Origin of the sequence: Bradyrhizobium sp. WSM2254 (genome assembly GCF_000472645.1) — a bacterium.
Lineage (GTDB): Bacteria > Pseudomonadota > Alphaproteobacteria > Rhizobiales > Xanthobacteraceae > Bradyrhizobium > Bradyrhizobium niftali.
This window is the reverse complement of sequence record NZ_AXAB01000019.1, coordinates 45,838-63,988: the sequence shown is the minus strand read 5'-3', so window position 1 is coordinate 63,988 and position 18,151 is coordinate 45,838. Positions and strand designations below refer to the sequence as shown.

Sequence of the window (18,151 nt, the reverse complement as noted above, 5' to 3'; positions counted from 1 at the left end):
ACGCCGGACGCGGGCCTTCTGCATTGTCTATCTCTGGCAAGAAATCCTTAAGAGCTGACTTAAGGAGCTAAAGAATTACGTTAACCAGGCGTTAATCTGGATCCGGCCCGAACGGCTCAACGCAGCGCCGCGTGCTGCGCGATGTATACCACCGCACCGGCCAGATAGCCGGCGAGCGCGGGGCCGGCGATGCGGCGGGCGTACCAGAGGAACTCGATGCGCTCGAGCCCCATCGCGGCAACCCCCGCGGCCGAGCCGATGATCAGGATCGAGCCGCCGGTGCCGGCGCAATAGGCGATGAACTCCCAGATGAAGCTGTCCGGCGGATAATGCGCGAGGTCGTACATGCCCATGGTCGCGGCGACCAGCGGCACGTTGTCGATGATGGCGCTGAGCAGGCCGAGCGCGACGACGATGACGTCCTGTCGGCCGAGGGTGGCATCGAGCCATTTGGCCAGCATCGAGAGCAGGCCGGCGTGATCGAGGCAGGCGACCGCGAGCAGGATGCCGACGAAGAACACGATCGAGCTCATGTCGATCCGTGCCAGCGCGTGCACCAGCGTGAGGGGCTGGCGCACATGCTCGTCCTTGTGGCGGTGCACGATCTCGCCGACCAGCCAGAGCACGCCGAGCCCGAACAGGATGCCCATGAACGGCGCCAGATGCGTCACTGCCTTGAACACCGGCACCGCGATCAGGGTGCCGAGCCCGAGATAGAACATCAGGTTGCGCTCGAACCGGTCGATGACCAGCAGCCCGGTGTCCTTCGACGGCGGCGCTATGGTCTTGCCCTTGAGCGAGAAGCTGATGAAGACGAGCGGCACGAGCAGATTGAGGAGCGAGGGCAGGAACACCGCGCTCATGATCTTCAGCGGCGAGATCTGCCCGCCGATCCACAGCATGGTCGTGGTGACGTCGCCGATCACGGTCCACGCGCCGCCCGCATTGGCGGCGATGACGATGAGGGAGGCGAACAGCAGGCGGTCGTCGCGACGGGCGATCAGCTTCTGGATCAGCGAGATCATGACGATGGTGGTCGTCAGATTGTCCAGGATCGCGCTCAGGAAGAACGTGACGAAGCCGATCAGCCAGATCAGCGCCACCTGGCTCGTGGTGCGGATCAGCGAGGTGATGACCTCGAAGCCGTCATGGGCGTCGATCACCTCGACGATGGTCATGGCGCCGATCAGGAAGAAGACGATCTGCGCGGTGGAGCCGACGGACTCGTCGAGCTGGCGGCCGACCAGCGCGTGGTCGCCGGTCGCAACCGCATAGATGGTCCACAGCAGCCCCGCGCCGAGCAGCGCGGAGGCGCTCTTGTTGACGCGAAGCGGGTGCTCGAGCGCGATCGCCGCATAGGCGAGGACGAAGATGGCGGCGATCGCGATCAGCAAGGTCGTTTCAGATCGTCAGGCGTCAGCGGTTGAGGCGCGCGAGCAGGCTGGACGTATCCCAGCGTTTGCCGCCCATCTTCTCGACTTCCGCGTAGAACTGGTCGACCAGCGCGGTCACCGGCAGGGTGGCGCCGTTGCGGCGGGCTTCGGCCAGCGAGATCGATAGGTCCTTGCGCATCCATTCGACCGCGAAGCCGAAATCGTACTTGCCCTCGTTCATGGTCTTGTAGCGGTTCTCCATCTGCCACGACTGCGCCGCCCCCTTGGAGATGGTCTCGATCACTGCGGCGACGTCGAGGCCACTCTTCTTGGCGAAGTGAATACCCTCGGAGAGGCCCTGGACCAGGCCCGCGATGCAGATCTGGTTGACCATCTTGGTCAGCTGGCCGGAGCCGGCGGGCCCGAGCAGTTTGCACATCCGCGCATAGGCGCCGGTGATCACCGGCTCAGCGCCGGCATAGGCGTCCTCGGCGCCGCCGCACATCACCGTCAGCACGCCGTTCTCGGCGCCCGCCTGGCCGCCGGAGACCGGAGCGTCGACGAACTTGAAGCCGGCCTTGGTGGCGGCCGCGTCGAGCTCGCGCGCGACTTCGGCGGAGGCGGTGGTGTGGTCGACGAAGGTCGCGCCCTTCTTCATGCCGGCGAAGGCGCCATCGGGTCCGATCGTGACCGCGCGCAGGTCATTGTCGTTGCCGACGCAGCACATCACGAAATCCTGGCCCTCGGCGGCGGCCTTCGGGGTCGCCGCGGTCTTGCCGCCGAACTTGTCCGCCCATTCCTTCGCCTTGGCCGCGGTGCGGTTGTAGACGGTGACCTCGTGGCCCCCTTTTTTCACGAGGTGTCCGGCCATGGGGAAGCCCATGACGCCAAGACCGAGGAAAGCGACTTTAGCCATGTGTGGTACCTTGTCGGTAGTTTGGGTTTTACGGTTCTTGCAGGGCGAGGGACGCCAAATCGGCGCCCTGGAACTTCCGCCGCGAGGGCGGATCGGAGGCGCACCATAAACCGTTAGGCCGGGAGGGCAACGGCTTCGTTTGGCGGCCCCCTGTGCTAGGATGGCGGGACTTAAGGACTTCAAAAAAGGGAGCGAAAGCATGGGCGGCGTGAGCGTTGGCGTCCTCGATCATTTCAACATCCGGACCCGGAATCTGGCCGAGACGGTCCGCTTCTACGAGGACGTGCTGGGCCTGGAAAACGGCGCTCGGCCGAATTTCGCCTTCCCGGGGGCCTGGATGTACAGCGAGGGCAGGCCGGTGGTGCACCTCGTCGATATTTCCCCGACCTCGGAGCCACAAAAGCCGGATTCCGGCGTTGTTCACCACGTCGCCTTCGTCAGCCGCGGTTTTGAGGGCATGAAGCAGCGACTGACGTCCAAAGGGATGAAATTCGACTCCCGCCAGGTGCCCGGCGGCGACCTCTGGCAGATCTTCGTGCACGACCCCAACGGGGTGATGATCGAGCTGAACTACGAGGCGGCCATGGAGCAGGGGGCGGCGCCCGCCGAGATGGCTGACGATATCGGCAGGCAGTAGCCTTTTGGGCGTTTCCGCTCTAATGGGGCACATCTTGGACTCATGGAGATGCGCTTTGAGCGTGACGCAGCAACAGGTTCTCGACAGCCTCGCCCGGATCAAATCGCCGCGCGGGGTCGCGCTCGCCAATGCCAATGTGCTGAGCGCGATCAGCGCCTCTGACGGCAAGGTGTTCTTCTCGATCAATGTCGACGCCGCGGAGGCGCGGGCCTGGGAGTCCGTCCGGGCCGAGGCCGAGGCCGCCGTGCGCGCCATTCCCGGCGTCACCACCGTGATGGTGGCGCTGACCGCCGAGCGCAAGCCGGGCTCTGCACCACCTCCGCCGCCCACCCCAAGCCGCGGCACGCCCGGCGTGCAGCCGGTCCATGCCCACAAGCCGCCGCAGGGCGGTCAATCGCCGATGGCGCGGCAATCCGAGATTCCGGGCGTCGCTGCGGTGATCGCGGTCGCCTCCGGCAAGGGCGGCGTCGGCAAGTCGACCACCGCGCTCAATCTGGCGCTGGGCCTGCGCGACCTCGGCCTCAAGGTCGGGCTTCTGGATGCGGACATCTACGGCCCCTCGGTGCCGCGGCTGACGGGCCTGCACGACAAGCCGGAGCTCAACGCCGAGCGCAAGATGATTCCGCTCCGGCGCTTCGGCCTCGCGATCATGTCGATCGGCTTCCTGGTGGAGGAAGAGACCGCGATGATCTGGCGCGGTCCGATGGTGATGTCGGCGGTGACGCAGATGCTGCGCGACGTCGCATGGGGCGAGCTCGACGTGCTCGTCGTCGACATGCCGCCCGGCACCGGCGATGCCCAGCTGACGCTGGCGCAGAACGTGCCGCTGAAGGGCGCCGTGATCGTCTCGACCCCGCAGGACCTGTCGCTGATCGACGCGCGGCGGGGGCTTGCGATGTTCCGGAAGGTCAACGTGCCCGTGCTCGGCATCGTCGAGAACATGAGCTACTTCCAGTGCCCGCATTGCGGCACGAAATCCGACATCTTCGGCCATGGCGGGGCGCGCCACGAGGCCGAGAAGCTCGGAGTCCCGTTCCTGGGCGAGATCCCCCTGCACATGGCGATTCGCGCCACTTCGGACGCCGGCAATCCCGTCGTCGACAGCGAGCCGGACGGTCCCCATGCGGCGATCTACCGCGCCATTGCGGGCCAGGTCCGGGACCAGCTCAAGGGCGTCATCGCGGCGGCCTGAGCGAGACGCGGCCAATCCATTGGGGACATGCGACTTTCGTAGAGCCCCGTCATGCCAATGTCGCGTTCCGCAGGCGGGGCTTCCGTGTTAAACGCCCACAGCAGTCAAGCCCCTTCGGTTCGACGCGGGCCAAGCGCGTCGCCGGAATGAGCGGCGGCAAAGAGGAAGTTCGGGGAAACGCCCCAGCAAGGAGAGACCTGAAGATGAAGCGTCGTGATTTCCTGAAAGTGTCGGCAGCAGGCGCGGCGGCGACCGCCGCGGTGGCCTCGCCGGCGATCGCGCAATCCTCGCCCGAGATCAAGTGGCGCCTGACCTCGAGCTTCCCGAAGTCGCTCGACACCATCTATGGCGCCGGCGAGCAGGTGGCGAAGTACGTCGCCGAGATGACTGACAACAAGTTCCAGATCCAGGTGTTCGCCGCCGGCGAGATCGTGCCCGGCCTCCAGGCGCTCGACGCGACCTCGAACGGTACGGTCGAGATGTGCCACACCGTCTCGTACTACTATGTCGGCAAGGACCCGACCTTTGCGATCTACGCCTCGGTGCCCTTCGGCCTCAACGCGCGCCAGCAGAACTCCTGGTGGTACCAGGGCGGCGGCATGGAGCTCGGCACCGAGTTCTTCAAGAAGTCGAACGTGATCGGCTTCGCCTGCGGCAACACCGGCGCCCAGATGGGCGGCTGGTTCCGCAAGGAGATCAAGACCGTTGCGGATCTCTCCGGCCTGAAGATGCGCATCGGCGGCATCGCCGGCCAAGTGCTTCAGAGGGTCGGTGTGGTGCCGCAGCAGCTCGCCGGCGGCGACATCTATCCGGCGCTGGAGAAGGGCACCATCGACGGCGCCGAATGGGTCGGCCCCTACGATGACGAGAAGCTCGGCTTCGCCAAGGTCGCCAAGTACTACTACTATCCGGGCTTCTGGGAAGGCGGCCCGATGGTGCACGCCTTCACCAACCTCGACAAGTGGAATGCGCTGCCGAAGAACTACCAGGCGATCCTCACCAACGCGATGGCCAACGCCAACAGCTGGATGGCCGCGCGCTACGACATGCAGAACCCGGCTGCGCTGAAGCGACTGGTTGCCGGCGGCACCCAGCTGCGTCCGTTCACCAACGAGGTGCTTGAAGCCTGTCTCAAGGCGACCAACGAATTGTGGGCGGAGATCTCGGCCAAGAACGCCGACTTCAAGAAGTCGATCGACGCCATGCAGGCCTACCGCTCCGACGAATATCTGTGGTGGCAGGTCGCCGAATACACCTACGACAGCTTCATGATCCGCTCGCGCACCCGCGGCTGATCTTTCGAGCAAGTCGCAAGACGACAGAGCTCGGCCTCCTTCGCGAGGCCGGGTTTTTTCTTTGCTGCGGGCGCATCCGAAGGTGCCGAAACAAGAAATGTCGAAAACAACCCCATGCACAGTAGAAATGGGGGGAGGGCACGTTGCCCGGCGGATGCTGCTAACAATTTGACATGCCGGCGCATTTCAGCGGGAAGCGGCAATCGTCGCGCAGCCGGCGCCAAAACGGCGATTTGCCCGGCGGCGACCGGAACGACATCGTCACGCGCATCTGCTTCGACACCGTCATTGCGAGCCAACGGGTCCGCGCCAGGCGCGGCCCGATGACAGGCTCCGGGAAGCAATCCAGAGTCCCTCCGCGGAAAGATCCTGGATGGCTTCGCTTCCGCCTTCGCTCTTTGAGCTTCGGCGGACAAGCCGCTCGCAATGACGGGCGGATGGAGTTGGGCTCCGCCTGGCAGCGAACCGGTTTGACTCGTCGGGCAAAACAGTGGCAGAAAGCAATCATCGCATAATCCGAAATTGGCGCACGGCGCCGATCGTTGGGGTGACGACGATGAGCTTCGAGCCAGCCGAGATTCAACGCGCGCTGCGCAAGGCATGGTCGTTGTCGACCGCCAGCCAATGGACGGCGCACAATCCAGCGGCAGGACAATGCAACGTCACCTCGCTGCTGATCTACGAACTCTTCGGTGGCGACCTACTGAAGACAGCTCTGCCGGATGTTCACTAGCGATTATCGGAGAGGTGGCACGAGCAAGTGCCGCCACGATCTCTGCCATTGAGCTCATCTGAGAAAGAAGAAATCGTCTTTCGCGGAAAGGGAGCCGTATGCAAATGGCTGCTGCTGTTTACGCGTTACCTCGACGACATCTTCTCTAACGAAGTCAAACAGCCTTCGCACCTCTATCGCAGGCTTCTGCTCCATTCTCTTCACCAACGCCTCTGCGAATGGACTGTTTTTGCCATCGCCATCAAGAGCAAATTCGCCATGTTTCGCGGAGTAGACGACCAGCGTTCCGGGTTCTGGCTCTATACGACCGAGTCCCTGCCCAATGACAGAAGAACCAATCCCGTCAATGCCCCGGGATGCCGATGCTACACCAACCTGCTTTGCATATGGATTGTTGCGACATGCATCGAGAATAACCAATCGCAGTTTCTTGCTGACTTCAGCGGCGTTCAGCAGGTATTCCATATTGACCATTTGATTTGAGATGCTGTTCTCGTCTGTCATTTGAGCGTCAATCGGAACCATATAGTTGACGCCACCGACCTCTATTCCGTGCCCTGCGAAATAGATGGCCGCCCAGTCAGACATTTTAGCCGTCTTCTGGAAATCTTTAAGCGCAGCCATCATCTCTGCCCGAGATAGATTGAGCTTGATCGTCACTTCGTCAAAACCAACATTACGCAGCGTTCGTGCGAAGAGTTCTGCATCACGTGTTGGGTTATCGAGCGCTGGCACATTTCTGTACTTGCTGTTGCCGATAACGAGCGCCACACGTTTTCCGCCCGAAGGCGCCGCAGCAGGAGGCGTCCCAACATCATTTGGTGCCGCTGCTTCAGCGGGTGAGTTGCGTAAATCCGCTCGTTGTTTCCTGTCTAACGCTAACTGGAGATTTTCCTGTGCAACCGCGTAGTCGGGGTTCAGCCGAACAGCTTCTTTGTAATCACTGATCGCTTTGTCCAGATCGCCTTTCTTGCTCCACGCCGTTCCACGATGATTGTATGGATTGGCAAGCTTTGGATTTAACCGAATCGATTCGGTCAGATCGGCGATCGCCTTGTCGTAATCGCCCTTGAAGCTCCAAGCCAAACCGCGAACGCTGTAGCTAACCGCATTCCGCGGGTTGAGCCGGATCGATTCGTTCAAATCAGCAATCGCATTCTCGTAACCACTCTTGCCGGTCCAAGCCAGACCACGATTGCTGTAAGCAATCGCATTCTTCGGGTCCAACCGTATCGACTCGTTCAAGTCAACGATTGCTCTGTCGTAGTCACGCTTGCCCATCCAAGCCGAGCCACGGCCGCTGTAAGCCGTCGCTTCCCTTGGGTTCAACCGAATTGACTCGTTCCAATCGGCGATTGCTTTGTCGTAGTCGCCCTTGTGGTAGAAAACCGTGCCACGATTTTGATAGGCGACCGCATCCTTCGGGTTCAGCCGAATCGACTCGTTCATATCGGGGATCGCTTTGTCGTAGTCGCCCTTCATCGCCCAGGCTCGACCACGATTGCTGTAAGAGGACGCCAACTTCGGATTCAACCTTAGCGCTTTGTCGAAATCAGCGATGGCTTTGTCGTAATCGCCCTTGGCGCTCCAAGCCGATCCACGGTTGTGATAGGCGATCGACACGTTTTGACTCTTCGGATTCTGTTTGATGGCTGTGCTGCAACCAGCGATCACTTCGTCGACACTTCCTCGGTTACAAAGGTCAACGGCTGATTGTGCAGCAGCCGTACAAAGGCCGACCATGACATCAGCAGCAAGCACAAAAGAAATAAGTAGCAACCTTCTCATTGTACCCTCAAATGATCCTCTAACCGCATCAATCATGATCACGCAGAGGTTTCGATCAAGAGATTTTTCGGCGTTCCGAGGCGACTCGCCAGCCATCGATGACGACCTTGGGGCAACCGGCAAGAAGCCAGGAGATCGAAGCCGGGCCATGCCTCACGTCACACGGGGCGTCGCCGACGACGGAGGGGACCCAGATCGCCATCCAGGGATCCTCCGGCGGCAAAAACGTTGACTGGATGGAGAAGGTCGGCGACGAAACAATATCGCAGGGGATTAGGCGCGCAGAGAGCCGCTATGTCGGGCTTGCGTTCTGCCAGGGAGTAAGGGAGCTGCGCATGGCGATCGCCTTCATCACAGGCAGCACGGATGGTCTTGGCCGGGCGGCGGCGCAAGCGCTGCTCGATCAGGGCCACCGGGTGGTGCTGCACGCGCGATCGGCTGATCGCGCCGCGGCGGTTGCGGACTTCGCCTCGCATGCTGTGGCGATCGTGGTCGGCGACCTCAGGAGCGCCGTCGAGACGAAGGGCATCGCCGACCAGGTCAACGCGATCGGACGCATGGACGCGATCATCCACAATGCCGGCGTCTACACGGAGCGGAGCCGCGGCGCGACAGCGGAGGGGCACGCCGGCACGCTGGCAATCAACACGCTGGCGCCGTACATGCTGACGGCCCTGATCGCGCGGCCGAAGCGGCTGGTCTATCTCAGCAGCGGTCTGCACCGCGGCGGCGAGGGCTCATTGCGCGACCTCGACTGGACCAAGCGAAGCTGGGATGCGGCGAAGGCCTATGCCGAAAGCAAGCTGCACGCGGTCGCGCTGGCTTACGCACTGGGACGGCGCTGGCCGCGCGTCCTGAGCAATGCGGTCGATCCCGGTTGGGTGCGCACCAAAATGGGCGGTGCGGGTGCCCCCGTGGATCTCGACACCGGACAGCAGACGCAGTCCTGGCTTGCCGTCAGCGAAGAGCCGGCTGCGCTGGTGAGCGGCCGCTACTGGCATCACCTCCGGCAGGAGCAGCCGGCCGGTGAGGCGACCGACCCGACATTCCAGGACGCCCTCATCGCCGGACTGCGGGAGCTGACAGGCGTGAAGCTTCCAGCGGCATAGCCTGCGGCCTGCACGATGCTCTCGGTTCCGGCGCAGCTCAAAGCAGTCGGGCGGGATCAACAAAACGGGAGATGTGAAACCGCTCACAATCGTGCCGGAGAATAGGCTCTAGAAAAGCCCAGGAGCCGGCAAGCTTCCGCTCCGCGCCGATCGCCGCGAAGCGGTGTGCGAGCCGCGGCTGGGGCGCGCAAGCTACGAGCGGCAGGTCTGAACGCCGGTTCCGCGTCGTTTTGACGATCATTCGATTTGATTCCAATCAGGCGTGCACCATGGATGGTGCGCGTCCTGGGCGGAAAAGCGGGGTGACCGGCGAGATGCAGGCACCCGTAGATGCGGAGAACGGCACGGACACCGCGGGGTGCGGCTTGCGCCGATCCCCGGGCGGTCGGCGCGTGCAGATGTGCGGCATTACAACCGCTACTCGCCCATTGCGCGCTTTTCTGTCCGGTATAGACTTTGAGTAGGCGTGAGATTTTTGCGCTGGCATGTGCGCGGCTGAGGGTTGCGTCGTGGCGAAAGTCGTTTTCAATCTGACCATTGAAGATAGTGGCGATAGTCATTGCCGTATCGTCGCGGAATACAATTCAACGTGCCGCGAGATTGAAGTCGAGAAGCTCAAGCCGAGTTTTCGTCAGAATCTGAGGCCATTGCAGGAAGCAATTCTCCAGTGCGCTGCCGCGCGCAGCGCCGACGTGGCGATGCGCGCGCGAAACGAGAATGCGGCCGCGGCAGGCGGTGGTGATGAGGCAAAACCCGCTCTCCGTGACGCTGCCGGAAGTCTGACCTCGGGATCGGACGAACGGATCGTGCAGGAAGTCGGATCGCAACTCTTCGAGTTCATCTTTCAGCGCAAGATCCTCGAGCTCTATCAGGAATGTTCCCATGCGGCGCGAAAGGACGATCAGCCGTTCCTGATCCGTCTGCGGGTCACCGATCCCACGCTCGCCTACGTGCCCTGGGAGACGATGTACGACAAGAAGAACCGCTTCTACGTGACGACGTCCCAAAGCACGCCATTCATGCGCGCCGTCGACGACTATGTCGAGGAGCGCCGGGCGTGCGCAGCAAGGCCGATACGGATGCTGGGCATGGCTGCGCGGGTCAAGGTCCTGAACGGATTCCCGCTGGACGAGATCGAGGTCGATGCCGAGCAGGTCGCGATCAAGAAGGCGCTGAGCGAGTTGAACGACGGCAAGCGGATGAAGCTGTCCTGGATCCCCTCGGCAAAGGCGCGGGATCTCAACCGCCGCTTCCTGAGGGGAGATGAAGGCAAGCGGTGGGACTTGTTTCACTTCATCGGGCATGGCGGCCACGATCCCGAGCGGCAGATGGGCTTCATCGTGGTCCAGGAGGAGGGCGGGTCGAAGGGCATCAGGCTTTATGCCGACTCGCTGAAGGCGTTCCTGACCCAGCCCGGTCAAACGCCGAGTCTCGTCGTCCTGAACTCCTGCAGCGGCGCGCAGGGCGAACCGGGCTCCCTGTTCTCGAGCACCGCCGCCGAGCTCATTCAGGGAGGCGTGCCCGCCGTGATCGCCATGCAGTTCGAGATCAGCGACAATATGGGTCTCGCGTTCGCCGATACTTTCTACACCTACCTGGCGGAAAACGTATCGATCCAGTCCGCGCTGGCGCATACCCGGGCTGAATTGAAGGCGCGGCAGTTCGCCGAATGGATTTCGCCGGTGCTTTATATGCGCGGCCTCGACGGGGAAATTTTCGTGGACCGGGCCGGATCGGAGTGAGTTTTCATCCATGCATGGCCTTGACCACTCGATCGTAGCTCTCTGCCTCGGTGCGATCGCGATCTGCATCGTCAGCGCGATCGACTTTCACGCGCCCTTCCAAACCGCGGACATTCGCTATGCCGTGATGCGCGATCGCTATTATTTCGCGGTCGTTGGCTACGTCACGATTTCGGTGGTGTTCTATTTCTTCGTCGCGATCCTGATGTCCCGCGGAGTCGAACTTCTCGTTGCGATACCGGGGACGATCGCCTTCATGGTGCTGGCGCCCCACCTGCCGCTGCTCGGTTGGGTGATCGATTTTCTGCGGAGCATGATGCAGACGCTGGCCCGCTACCCACAGGCCGTGGAGACCGTCATCGTCGCCATCGCGCGGTCGCCCATCAGCGTGACGGAGCGGGCGGCGCCCGAGCTGCAGCGCGAGCTCGCAGGGTATGGCGTTCCCGCCGGGCTGATCGAGAAGGCGCTCAATGACGACAACCAGGTGCTCGCCGTCGGCGCGGCAAGCATGATCAAGCAGGTCGCTTCCCTCCATACCAGTTTTGTCGAACTGCGCGAGAACAAGCGGTTCGCGAGATTTTTCCGCGCCCGCAAGGCCGCCTTCGACGAGATGGAAAAGCAATATCGACGAATGCTGCGACGGTCGGCCCGTGCGCTCCTGCTGACCGAGGACATCACGGTGTCGGATGTGGACGCGGTGGAGCTGGTGCTCGAGATTTCCGATTTCATCGTGGAGGAATGCGAGGACCTGCGCGTCGCGTACCAGCGTCGATTGGCCGAGGCGACGTTGTCGGTGGTCGACAGGCGCGACTCACGGACTGAGCTGATCTCCAGCTTCGGATATCAGACCGTTCTCCCTCAGCCGCTGCCGTTTGCGCCCCTGGTGATCATCTTCGTGCTCGACTTCGTGGTCTCCGTCTTGCCGCTGTTCTTCATGAACCTGTCGAAGAACTATGAAGTCGGCTCGCTGACCGGAGGGCTCTCCTCCGCCGCACATGCGGTGGCCCTCACGATCTCGATCTTCTTTGCGATCTATCCGAAGACCTCGACAAATTTCGCGCGTCCCTCGCTGTACGCCTTGCCGTGGCGCTCTTACGTGGTCTTCGGGGCATTGTCCTATCTGGCCGGCAACGCCGTCCTCTGGATAACTTACAGCACGATCCCGATCGCGCCCGGCTGGCTGGCGAGCGGTCATCCGCTTGCGGCGAGCTCGCTGCTGTCCCTGGTCTTCCTGACCAATACGCTGGTCCTGAGCATTCTTCTCGACGTGCGGCTGAGGGCCGATGCACTGGACTATCACGAGGCAAGGCTGAGGGACGGCGCGACCCATGCGGTGGTGATGGCGTGTGCCATGGTCTGCCTTCTCATCGGCTTCACATTGGTGAGCAGGCATTTCGGTCTGAACATGCCGTACATCTCCTGGCTGGTGTACGGGAGCATCGTCGCTCTGTTCGGTCTGCTCGGCTTCGTCATGGGCTATCTCGTGCCGTCGACCGCGGAAGCCTACATCGAGGCCAACAAGCTGATCCGGAAGTCGTCGGCGCTCAATGGCAATCGGCTCGAATGGGCGGCGCCGGCGTCTCAGCCGAGCACGCAGGTCAGGACTTGATTTCACGCCGGGCCCGCAAGCCCGAGCGGCACACGAGGACGCGACGAAGCAGACCGTCTGGACAGGGGCGAAGTCATGGCTGAACTCGAAGTAGCGAACGGGATCGTGGTTCGTGGTCCCGACGATGTCGAAATCAGGATCGTTCAGGACGGTCCTGTCCGGCGGGGATTTCGCCGTGGGACTGCAAGCCAGATCAGTGGCGCCGATCAGCTCAGGGGGGCGTTGTCGGCGTCCGACTTCACCATCGCCGCCGAAGTCGAGATGGTGCCGACGCGCCCGGGAACTCGCGCGTTGCGACGGGACGCGTCGACGCCGACGCAGATCGAGGTCGAAGTCGGCCCGTCCGAAAGGGCGATGGTCCTGATCGAAGGAGCAGGCGGTGTCTATGCCTGGACCTATCCGCAGCCGGCGGGCCAACCGGCAAGGCGGCGTGGAGGTGGACAAGTTCTGGTATTTCCTCTGACGGCCGGGACGAGGGGGACGGCGCGCGGAACGCCCGCCGCAAGCGGCAAGCGCGGCCCCGTTCTCGACTGGGTGTCCGACAAGCTGATCGATCCGGTCCGTGCCTACGTGCTGAAGTTTGCCGCCCGAACGGCGATCGATGTGGCGACCGACTATATCGAGGGGGACAGGGAAGAGGGCATCGTGGTGATGGCCGGGCTCGATCCGGCCGCATGGACACCGGCGCGCTCGGCGCGTCCTCGACTGCCGCAGGACCGCCCGCTGAAGATCCTGCTCATGGTGCATGGCACGTTCTCGTCGACGGCGAGCGGCTTCGCGCAGCTTGCCGGTTCCGACGGCGGGAAGACGTTCCTGTCGAAGGCCAGTGCGCATTACGACGCCGTCCTCGGCTTCGATCACAAGACGCTGACGGTTGCCCCCCGAGAGAATGCGGCAGCTCTTGTTGCCGCACTGCAGGCGCTCGGCATTCCCGCGAATTCCTCGATCGACGCCGTCATCCACAGTCGCGGCGCACTGGTCTATCGCGTGGCCGAAAACCTGCTTGCGGACAAGCGGCCGGACATCCGGTTCGGCAAGGCCATCTTTGTCGGCTGCACCAATGCCGGAACGCATCTGGCCGAGCCCGAGAACTGGGCGGCGATGATCGACCTCTACACCAACGGGATCATGGCCGGCGTCCGCGCGGTTTCATTCCTCGCAGGAGGGGCAGCGCTGAGCCCCGTCGTGTCGCAGGGGATCAAGACCGTCGGCCGTTTCGTCCAGGCGTTTTCCGAAGTCGCCATCGACGAGGGCCGGGTGCCCGGACTTGCCGCGATGCGGCCAACAAGCGATCTCGTCAGGGAGTTGAACGGAGCGGCCGGTCCTCTCGACAGGCTCGCAGCCTATTATGCGATCACGTCGAATTTCGTGGCGCAGGTCGCACCCGACAAGGGCGTGACGAAGGAGTTCGCCGAGTTCATTGCCGATCGCGTGACAAATCGCCTGTTCCAGCTCGACAACGATCTGGTGGTGGATACGGCGTCGATGACATCGTTCGGTACCCGTGGCCCGCGCCTTGCGAAGGACGCGACGTTTGCTTTCGGCGATACGGACGACGTCTTTCACACCACGTATTTTGCGACGGATATTGTGCCCTCGAAATTGAGCGAGTGGCTGGATATTGGTGAACCTCGTCCTGATCGGGTCCCGGAACAAATCGACCTGCAGGCGCCGGCGCGGCGATCGAGGCGGGGAGTGGCGTCCATCGTCGAACGCCTGCAGGAATCCAGTCCGGCTGCTCGCGAATGGGAAAGCTCCGGATCCGGCTCCATGTCGGACACGCTCACATTGCGACGGACGCGATCGCGCTCCGCTCCTTCGGCGAGGCCAGCCGGGCCACAGGAGGCGCCTGCCGCAACTGACACGCCGCCCCCGGCATCGACGTCGCCCGGGTCACGAACCGCCGCCTGCTATTTCGCTGCGGAGATCGAGTCTCACCCGCCGCCGAAGAAGCCGGTCCCGCTGTTCGTCACGGTCTCCCGACAGAAGATCCAGGCCGCCGAGAGCCCGGCCTCGGCCGCGTTGGATGCGCCGGTCAACGTCGATACGGCTCGCAAGATCGTCGTCGAAATCATCGCGCGCAAGAATTGCCGGGTCATCGGAGACACCACCGTCGAGATCGACACGCCGCAGGACCGCAGAGCGGAGTCGCTTCGGTTCGTCGTGGAGGGCGCCGCGGAAGGCGCGGCCGACATCCTTGTCGAAGCGCGGCAGGGCCCGCGCATTCTCGCGTCATTTGCCTTGGCCCCTGTGTTCGTCGACGCCGACAGCAAGACCTTGCGCCGGGGCCAGGTCGGACAGGCCATGGCGGCACATCCGGACGAGCCGGCGGTGCTGCGGATCTACGAGATCGTGGAGAGCGGCAAGGTGACGCTGCGCTTCGATCTTGCCTGCGTCGACCCGAACATCGCGGTTTCGGAATCGCGCACGCTTCCGGGCGGCTTCTCCCGCGATGTCTATGTTGCGGAGATATTCAAGGGCATCGAGAGCTCGTGGCTTGCAACGAACCGCTTGTACGACCAGTTCCTGTCGCGCCTGCAGGCGAACGGAATCGTCATGGCAAACGAGCTGTTGCCGGACAGGGTCCGCGAGGCGTTGTGGACCCACCGCGATGCGATCCGCGCGATCCAAGTCATCTCGGAGGAGCCGTTCATTCCCTGGGAGCTGCTCTACATCAACGACCGGAAGTCCGGACCTGACGGGAAGGGCTTCCTCGCGGAATGGGGGCTGGTGCGCTGGCTGCACAGCACGCCGTGGCCTGGTCCGCAGCTCGCCATGGGCAATGATCGCGTCAACTACGTGATCCCGGCCTATGTCGATCCTGGTCTGCGGCTCGAAGGCGCCGATGCCGAGCGCCAGATGCTGGTCAAGCTCTTCGGCAGCCCGCGCGAGGTGCCGGCCGAGAGCATCGCCGTGACCAGCTTCCTGCAGAAGGATGCGAGGGAATGCGACGTGCTGCACTTTGCCTGCCATGGCGAGGCGGCACAGCGCGCGGTGATGACGGCCGACCTGCTGATGACGGGTACCGAGGTTGACGGCAATTTTGCGCAGGACTCGCTCTCGGCGGATCAGGTCAAGGCGTTTGCCCGCTTCGCGGAGAGCGGGCCGAATCCGATCGTTTTCATCAACGCCTGTCAGACCGGGCGCGCCGGGCGCGGCATCGGCGGAGGTGTCGCCGGTTTCGTCGATGCATTCCTGCGGCCGTACTCCGAACGCGGCGCGGGCGCGCTGGTCGGCGCGCTGTGGTCGGTCGATGACAAGCTGGCCTACAGCTTTGCCGAGGCGTTCTATCGTTCGCTCAAGCAGGGCGATGCGCTGGTTGATGCCGTCCGTGCCGCGCGCGAGGCCGCCAAGAACCGGAAGGAACTGACCTGGCTGGCCTATTCCGTGTATGGCAATCCGTTCGCGCGCGCCTCGGAAGCTCCCTAGCCGGAGCCGGGATCCATCCGACGCCCTCTGCGTCCCGAGCTCGCGCCGGACCGCCTTACATGGACCTGACAGGGGCGGGAGGCCGGCCTGCCCGGCGTTTTTTCGCTGGCCGAAACCGGACGAATGGGGGAAGAGAGCGCAGATGCGGCGCGAGCCGTGCTGTGACACCGGAACATCCGGCGGGAAATGCGATGCGCCTTCTGATCGTCGAGGACAATGCCGAGCTGTCGCGGCTGGTTGCCAGCGGGCTGTCGGCGGCCGGCTACGAGAGCGACATCGTGAGCAGCGCGGCCGAGGCGCGCGAGGCGGTCGGCAGCGTCAGCTATGCCGCGATGATCCTCGACCTCGGCCTTCCCGACGGCGACGGCCTGTCGGTGCTGCGCGAGCTGCGCCGGCAGATGGAGCCGTTGCCGGTCCTGGTGCTGACCGCGCGCGGCGGCTTGCAGGACCGCGTCAACGGCCTGCGCAGCGGCGCCGACGACTATCTCGCAAAGCCATTCGCGATGGAGGAGCTGGTGGCGCGGCTGGAGGCGATCCTGCGCCGGCCGGGCCAGCTGCTCGGCCGCTCGCTGCGCTTGGCCAACCTCGTCTACGACACCGAGAGCCGCCAGATCTTCATCGACGACCAGCCGCGGATCATCTCCGCCCGGGAGGCCTCGGTGCTCGAGATCCTGCTGCGCCGGCAGGGGCGGGTGGTGCCGAAGAAGAACGTCGAGGACCACATCTTCGGCCTCGAGGGCGAAGTCGCCTCCAACGCCGTCGAGGTCTACGTCTCGCGGCTGCGCAAGCAGCTCAGCGAACACGGCGCCAAGGTCGTGATCCACACCATCCGCGGCGTCGGCTATCTCATGGCCGAGGAGAAATAGCGTGTCCGCCGCCCGGTCATTCGCCAGGCCGACGTTCAAATCGCTGATCTCGCGCATCGTATTCCTGCACATCGTCGCGGTCGCAGTGGTTGCGATCTTCCTGCCGCTGGTGCTGTTCTGGCTGCTCAACTCCGAGGTCGACCAGCTGCATCGCGATGCCATGCGCGCCCAGGCCGAGGTGCTCGCCGAGCGCATCGTCCCGCAGCCGGACGGCACGTTGACGTTCAATCTGCCCGACAGTCTGAGGGGCCTCTATTCGGAGGCCTATGGCCGCTACCAGTACGACATTCGCGATGCCGACGGACGTGTGCTGTTCTCGTCGCGGCGAAAGACCGGTGATACCGCCCCGCCACGCTTGTCCGAGACGATTTCCGGTGCCGGCGTCAGCCGCGTGATCGAGGGCAGGACGGTGCGCATCCGCGTCGCCGAGGATCTTTCGCATCGCGACGTCATCATCGACGACATCATCTCGAACTTCTTCCGGCGGGTCGGGTGGATCACCATCCCGATCCTGCTGATCCTGCTCGCCACCGACATCATCATCTTCCGCCGTGCGGTCGCGCCGCTGTGGAAGGCCTCGGAGGAGGCCAGCAATATCGGCCCGGCGCGCACCGACATCCGCCTGCCGACGGAGCAGATCCCGCGCGAGATCATGCCGCTCGTCACCGCCGTGAACCAGGCGCTCGATCGCCTCGAGGACGGCTTTCGCGTGCAGCGCCAGTTCACCGCGGACGCCGCGCATCAATTGCGCACGCCGCTCGCAATCCTGCGCACCCGGATCGAGACGCTCGGCGACGGCGCGGCAAGGCAGGCGCTGCATGCCGACATCGAAGCCATGAGCCGCATCGTCGCCCAGCTGCTGGAGATCGCCGAGCTCGACACGCTGGTGCTCGATCCCGGCGAGACCGCCGATCTGCGCGCCGTCTGCACCGAGGTGGTCGGCGCGATCGCGCCGTTCGCGCTCGCCCAGCACAAGGACATCGCACTCAAGGGCACCGATGCGCCGGTGCTGGTGCACGGCAATTCCGAGATGCTCCAGCGCGCGATCTTCAATCTCGCCGAAAACGCCATCAAGTTCACCGCAAAGGACACCTCGGTCGATGTCGAGGTCGGTGACGACGGCGTGGTGCGCGTGCGCGATTGCGGCCCCGGCATCGCGGACGCCGAGCGCGAGCTGATCTTCCAGCGCTTCTGGCGCGCCGACCGCCAGCGCAGCGACGGCGCCGGTCTGGGCCTGTCGATCGTGCGCGGCGTGGCGGACGATCATGACGCGACGGTTGCGGTGGAGAATCTTCCCGGCGGCGGCGCGGAGTTCACGCTGCGCTTCAGGCTGGCGGACATGACGCAAGCCGCCGTCTAAGCCTAAAGTCGTAGGATTGAAATGGCGGCAAGGCCCGCCATTTCGTCTCCTGCCCCCTGATCCGGATGGAAATCGGCGCTGCAATGTTCCATGCTGGCATCC

At 63.7% G+C, this 18,151-nt stretch carries 14 protein-coding genes; 10 read left to right on the top strand and 4 right to left on the bottom strand.

Annotated elements, in window-relative coordinates; all coding sequences use genetic code 11:
• Positions 1–116: 116 nt before the first annotated feature.
• Entirely contained in the window at positions 117–1,394 is a 1,278-nt protein-coding gene (gene nhaD / locus A3M7_RS0114300; protein ID WP_027544556.1) for a sodium:proton antiporter NhaD, read from the bottom strand.
• Positions 1,395–1,416: 22 nt separating this feature from the next.
• Complete coding sequence (locus A3M7_RS0114295) at positions 1,417–2,289, bottom strand: NAD(P)-dependent oxidoreductase (RefSeq protein ID WP_027544555.1); 873 nt, start codon at positions 2,287–2,289, stop codon at positions 1,417–1,419.
• A gap of 199 nt (positions 2,290–2,488) precedes the next feature.
• Here A3M7_RS0114295 and A3M7_RS0114290 point away from each other — a divergent pair, with 199 nt between their 5' ends.
• The 3 genes from A3M7_RS0114290 (at position 2,489) to A3M7_RS0114280 (ending at position 5,413) form a co-directional block, all read left to right on the top strand.
• Entirely contained in the window at positions 2,489–2,926 is a 438-nt protein-coding gene (locus tag A3M7_RS0114290; protein WP_027544554.1) for a VOC family protein, read from the top strand.
• Positions 2,927–2,981: 55 nt separating this feature from the next.
• Positions 2,982–4,118, top strand: coding sequence for an Mrp/NBP35 family ATP-binding protein (locus tag A3M7_RS0114285; protein WP_027544553.1), 1,137 nt, complete (start codon positions 2,982–2,984; stop codon positions 4,116–4,118).
• A 203-nt stretch (positions 4,119–4,321) separates the two neighbouring features.
• The gene (locus A3M7_RS0114280; protein ID WP_027544552.1) at positions 4,322–5,413 is read left to right on the top strand and encodes a TRAP transporter substrate-binding protein; all 1,092 of its coding nucleotides are present in this window, start codon (positions 4,322–4,324) and stop codon (positions 5,411–5,413) included.
• Here the strand turns inward: A3M7_RS0114280 and A3M7_RS48515 are convergent.
• Positions 5,374–5,712: a hypothetical protein gene (locus A3M7_RS48515; RefSeq protein WP_156936875.1), complete on the bottom strand. Its 339-nt coding sequence runs from the start codon at positions 5,710–5,712 to the stop codon at positions 5,374–5,376. The two genes, A3M7_RS0114280 and A3M7_RS48515, sit on opposite strands and share 40 nt — an antisense overlap.
• A gap of 257 nt (positions 5,713–5,969) precedes the next feature.
• Here A3M7_RS48515 and A3M7_RS48510 point away from each other — a divergent pair, with 257 nt between their 5' ends.
• Complete coding sequence (locus A3M7_RS48510; protein ID WP_156936874.1) at positions 5,970–6,146, top strand: hypothetical protein; 177 nt, start codon at positions 5,970–5,972, stop codon at positions 6,144–6,146.
• A gap of 54 nt (positions 6,147–6,200) precedes the next feature.
• On the opposite strand, the gene A3M7_RS44110 is transcribed toward A3M7_RS48510, so the two are convergent.
• On the bottom strand, positions 6,201–7,970 hold the full coding sequence (locus tag A3M7_RS44110; RefSeq protein ID WP_245284248.1) for a tetratricopeptide repeat protein: 1,770 nt from the start codon (positions 7,968–7,970) through the stop codon (positions 6,201–6,203).
• A gap of 299 nt (positions 7,971–8,269) precedes the next feature.
• Here A3M7_RS44110 and A3M7_RS0114260 point away from each other — a divergent pair, with 299 nt between their 5' ends.
• The 6 genes from A3M7_RS0114260 (at position 8,270) to A3M7_RS0114235 (ending at position 18,049) form a co-directional block, all read left to right on the top strand.
• Positions 8,270–9,043: an SDR family NAD(P)-dependent oxidoreductase gene (locus tag A3M7_RS0114260; RefSeq protein WP_027544551.1), complete on the top strand. Its 774-nt coding sequence runs from the start codon at positions 8,270–8,272 to the stop codon at positions 9,041–9,043.
• Between the two features lie 509 nt (positions 9,044–9,552).
• Positions 9,553–10,785: a CHAT domain-containing protein gene (locus tag A3M7_RS0114255; protein ID WP_167770689.1), complete on the top strand. Its 1,233-nt coding sequence runs from the start codon at positions 9,553–9,555 to the stop codon at positions 10,783–10,785.
• 10 nt (positions 10,786–10,795) lie between these two features.
• On the top strand, positions 10,796–12,394 hold the full coding sequence (locus tag A3M7_RS0114250; RefSeq protein ID WP_027544549.1) for a hypothetical protein: 1,599 nt from the start codon (positions 10,796–10,798) through the stop codon (positions 12,392–12,394).
• 75 nt (positions 12,395–12,469) lie between these two features.
• Positions 12,470–15,823 carry a CHAT domain-containing protein gene (locus tag A3M7_RS0114245; RefSeq protein ID WP_084302146.1) on the top strand — a complete coding sequence of 1,118 codons (3,354 nt, stop codon included), beginning with the start codon at positions 12,470–12,472 and terminating at the stop codon, positions 15,821–15,823.
• A 191-nt stretch (positions 15,824–16,014) separates the two neighbouring features.
• A complete protein-coding gene (locus A3M7_RS0114240; RefSeq protein ID WP_027544547.1) occupies positions 16,015–16,689 on the top strand; it encodes a response regulator transcription factor in 675 nt (224 codons plus the stop codon).
• Position 16,690: 1 nt separating this feature from the next.
• Positions 16,691–18,049 (top strand): ATP-binding protein, encoded by a 1,359-nt coding sequence (locus tag A3M7_RS0114235; RefSeq protein ID WP_027544546.1) that lies wholly within the window; start codon positions 16,691–16,693, stop codon positions 18,047–18,049.
• The last annotated feature ends 102 nt before the right edge of the window (positions 18,050–18,151 follow it).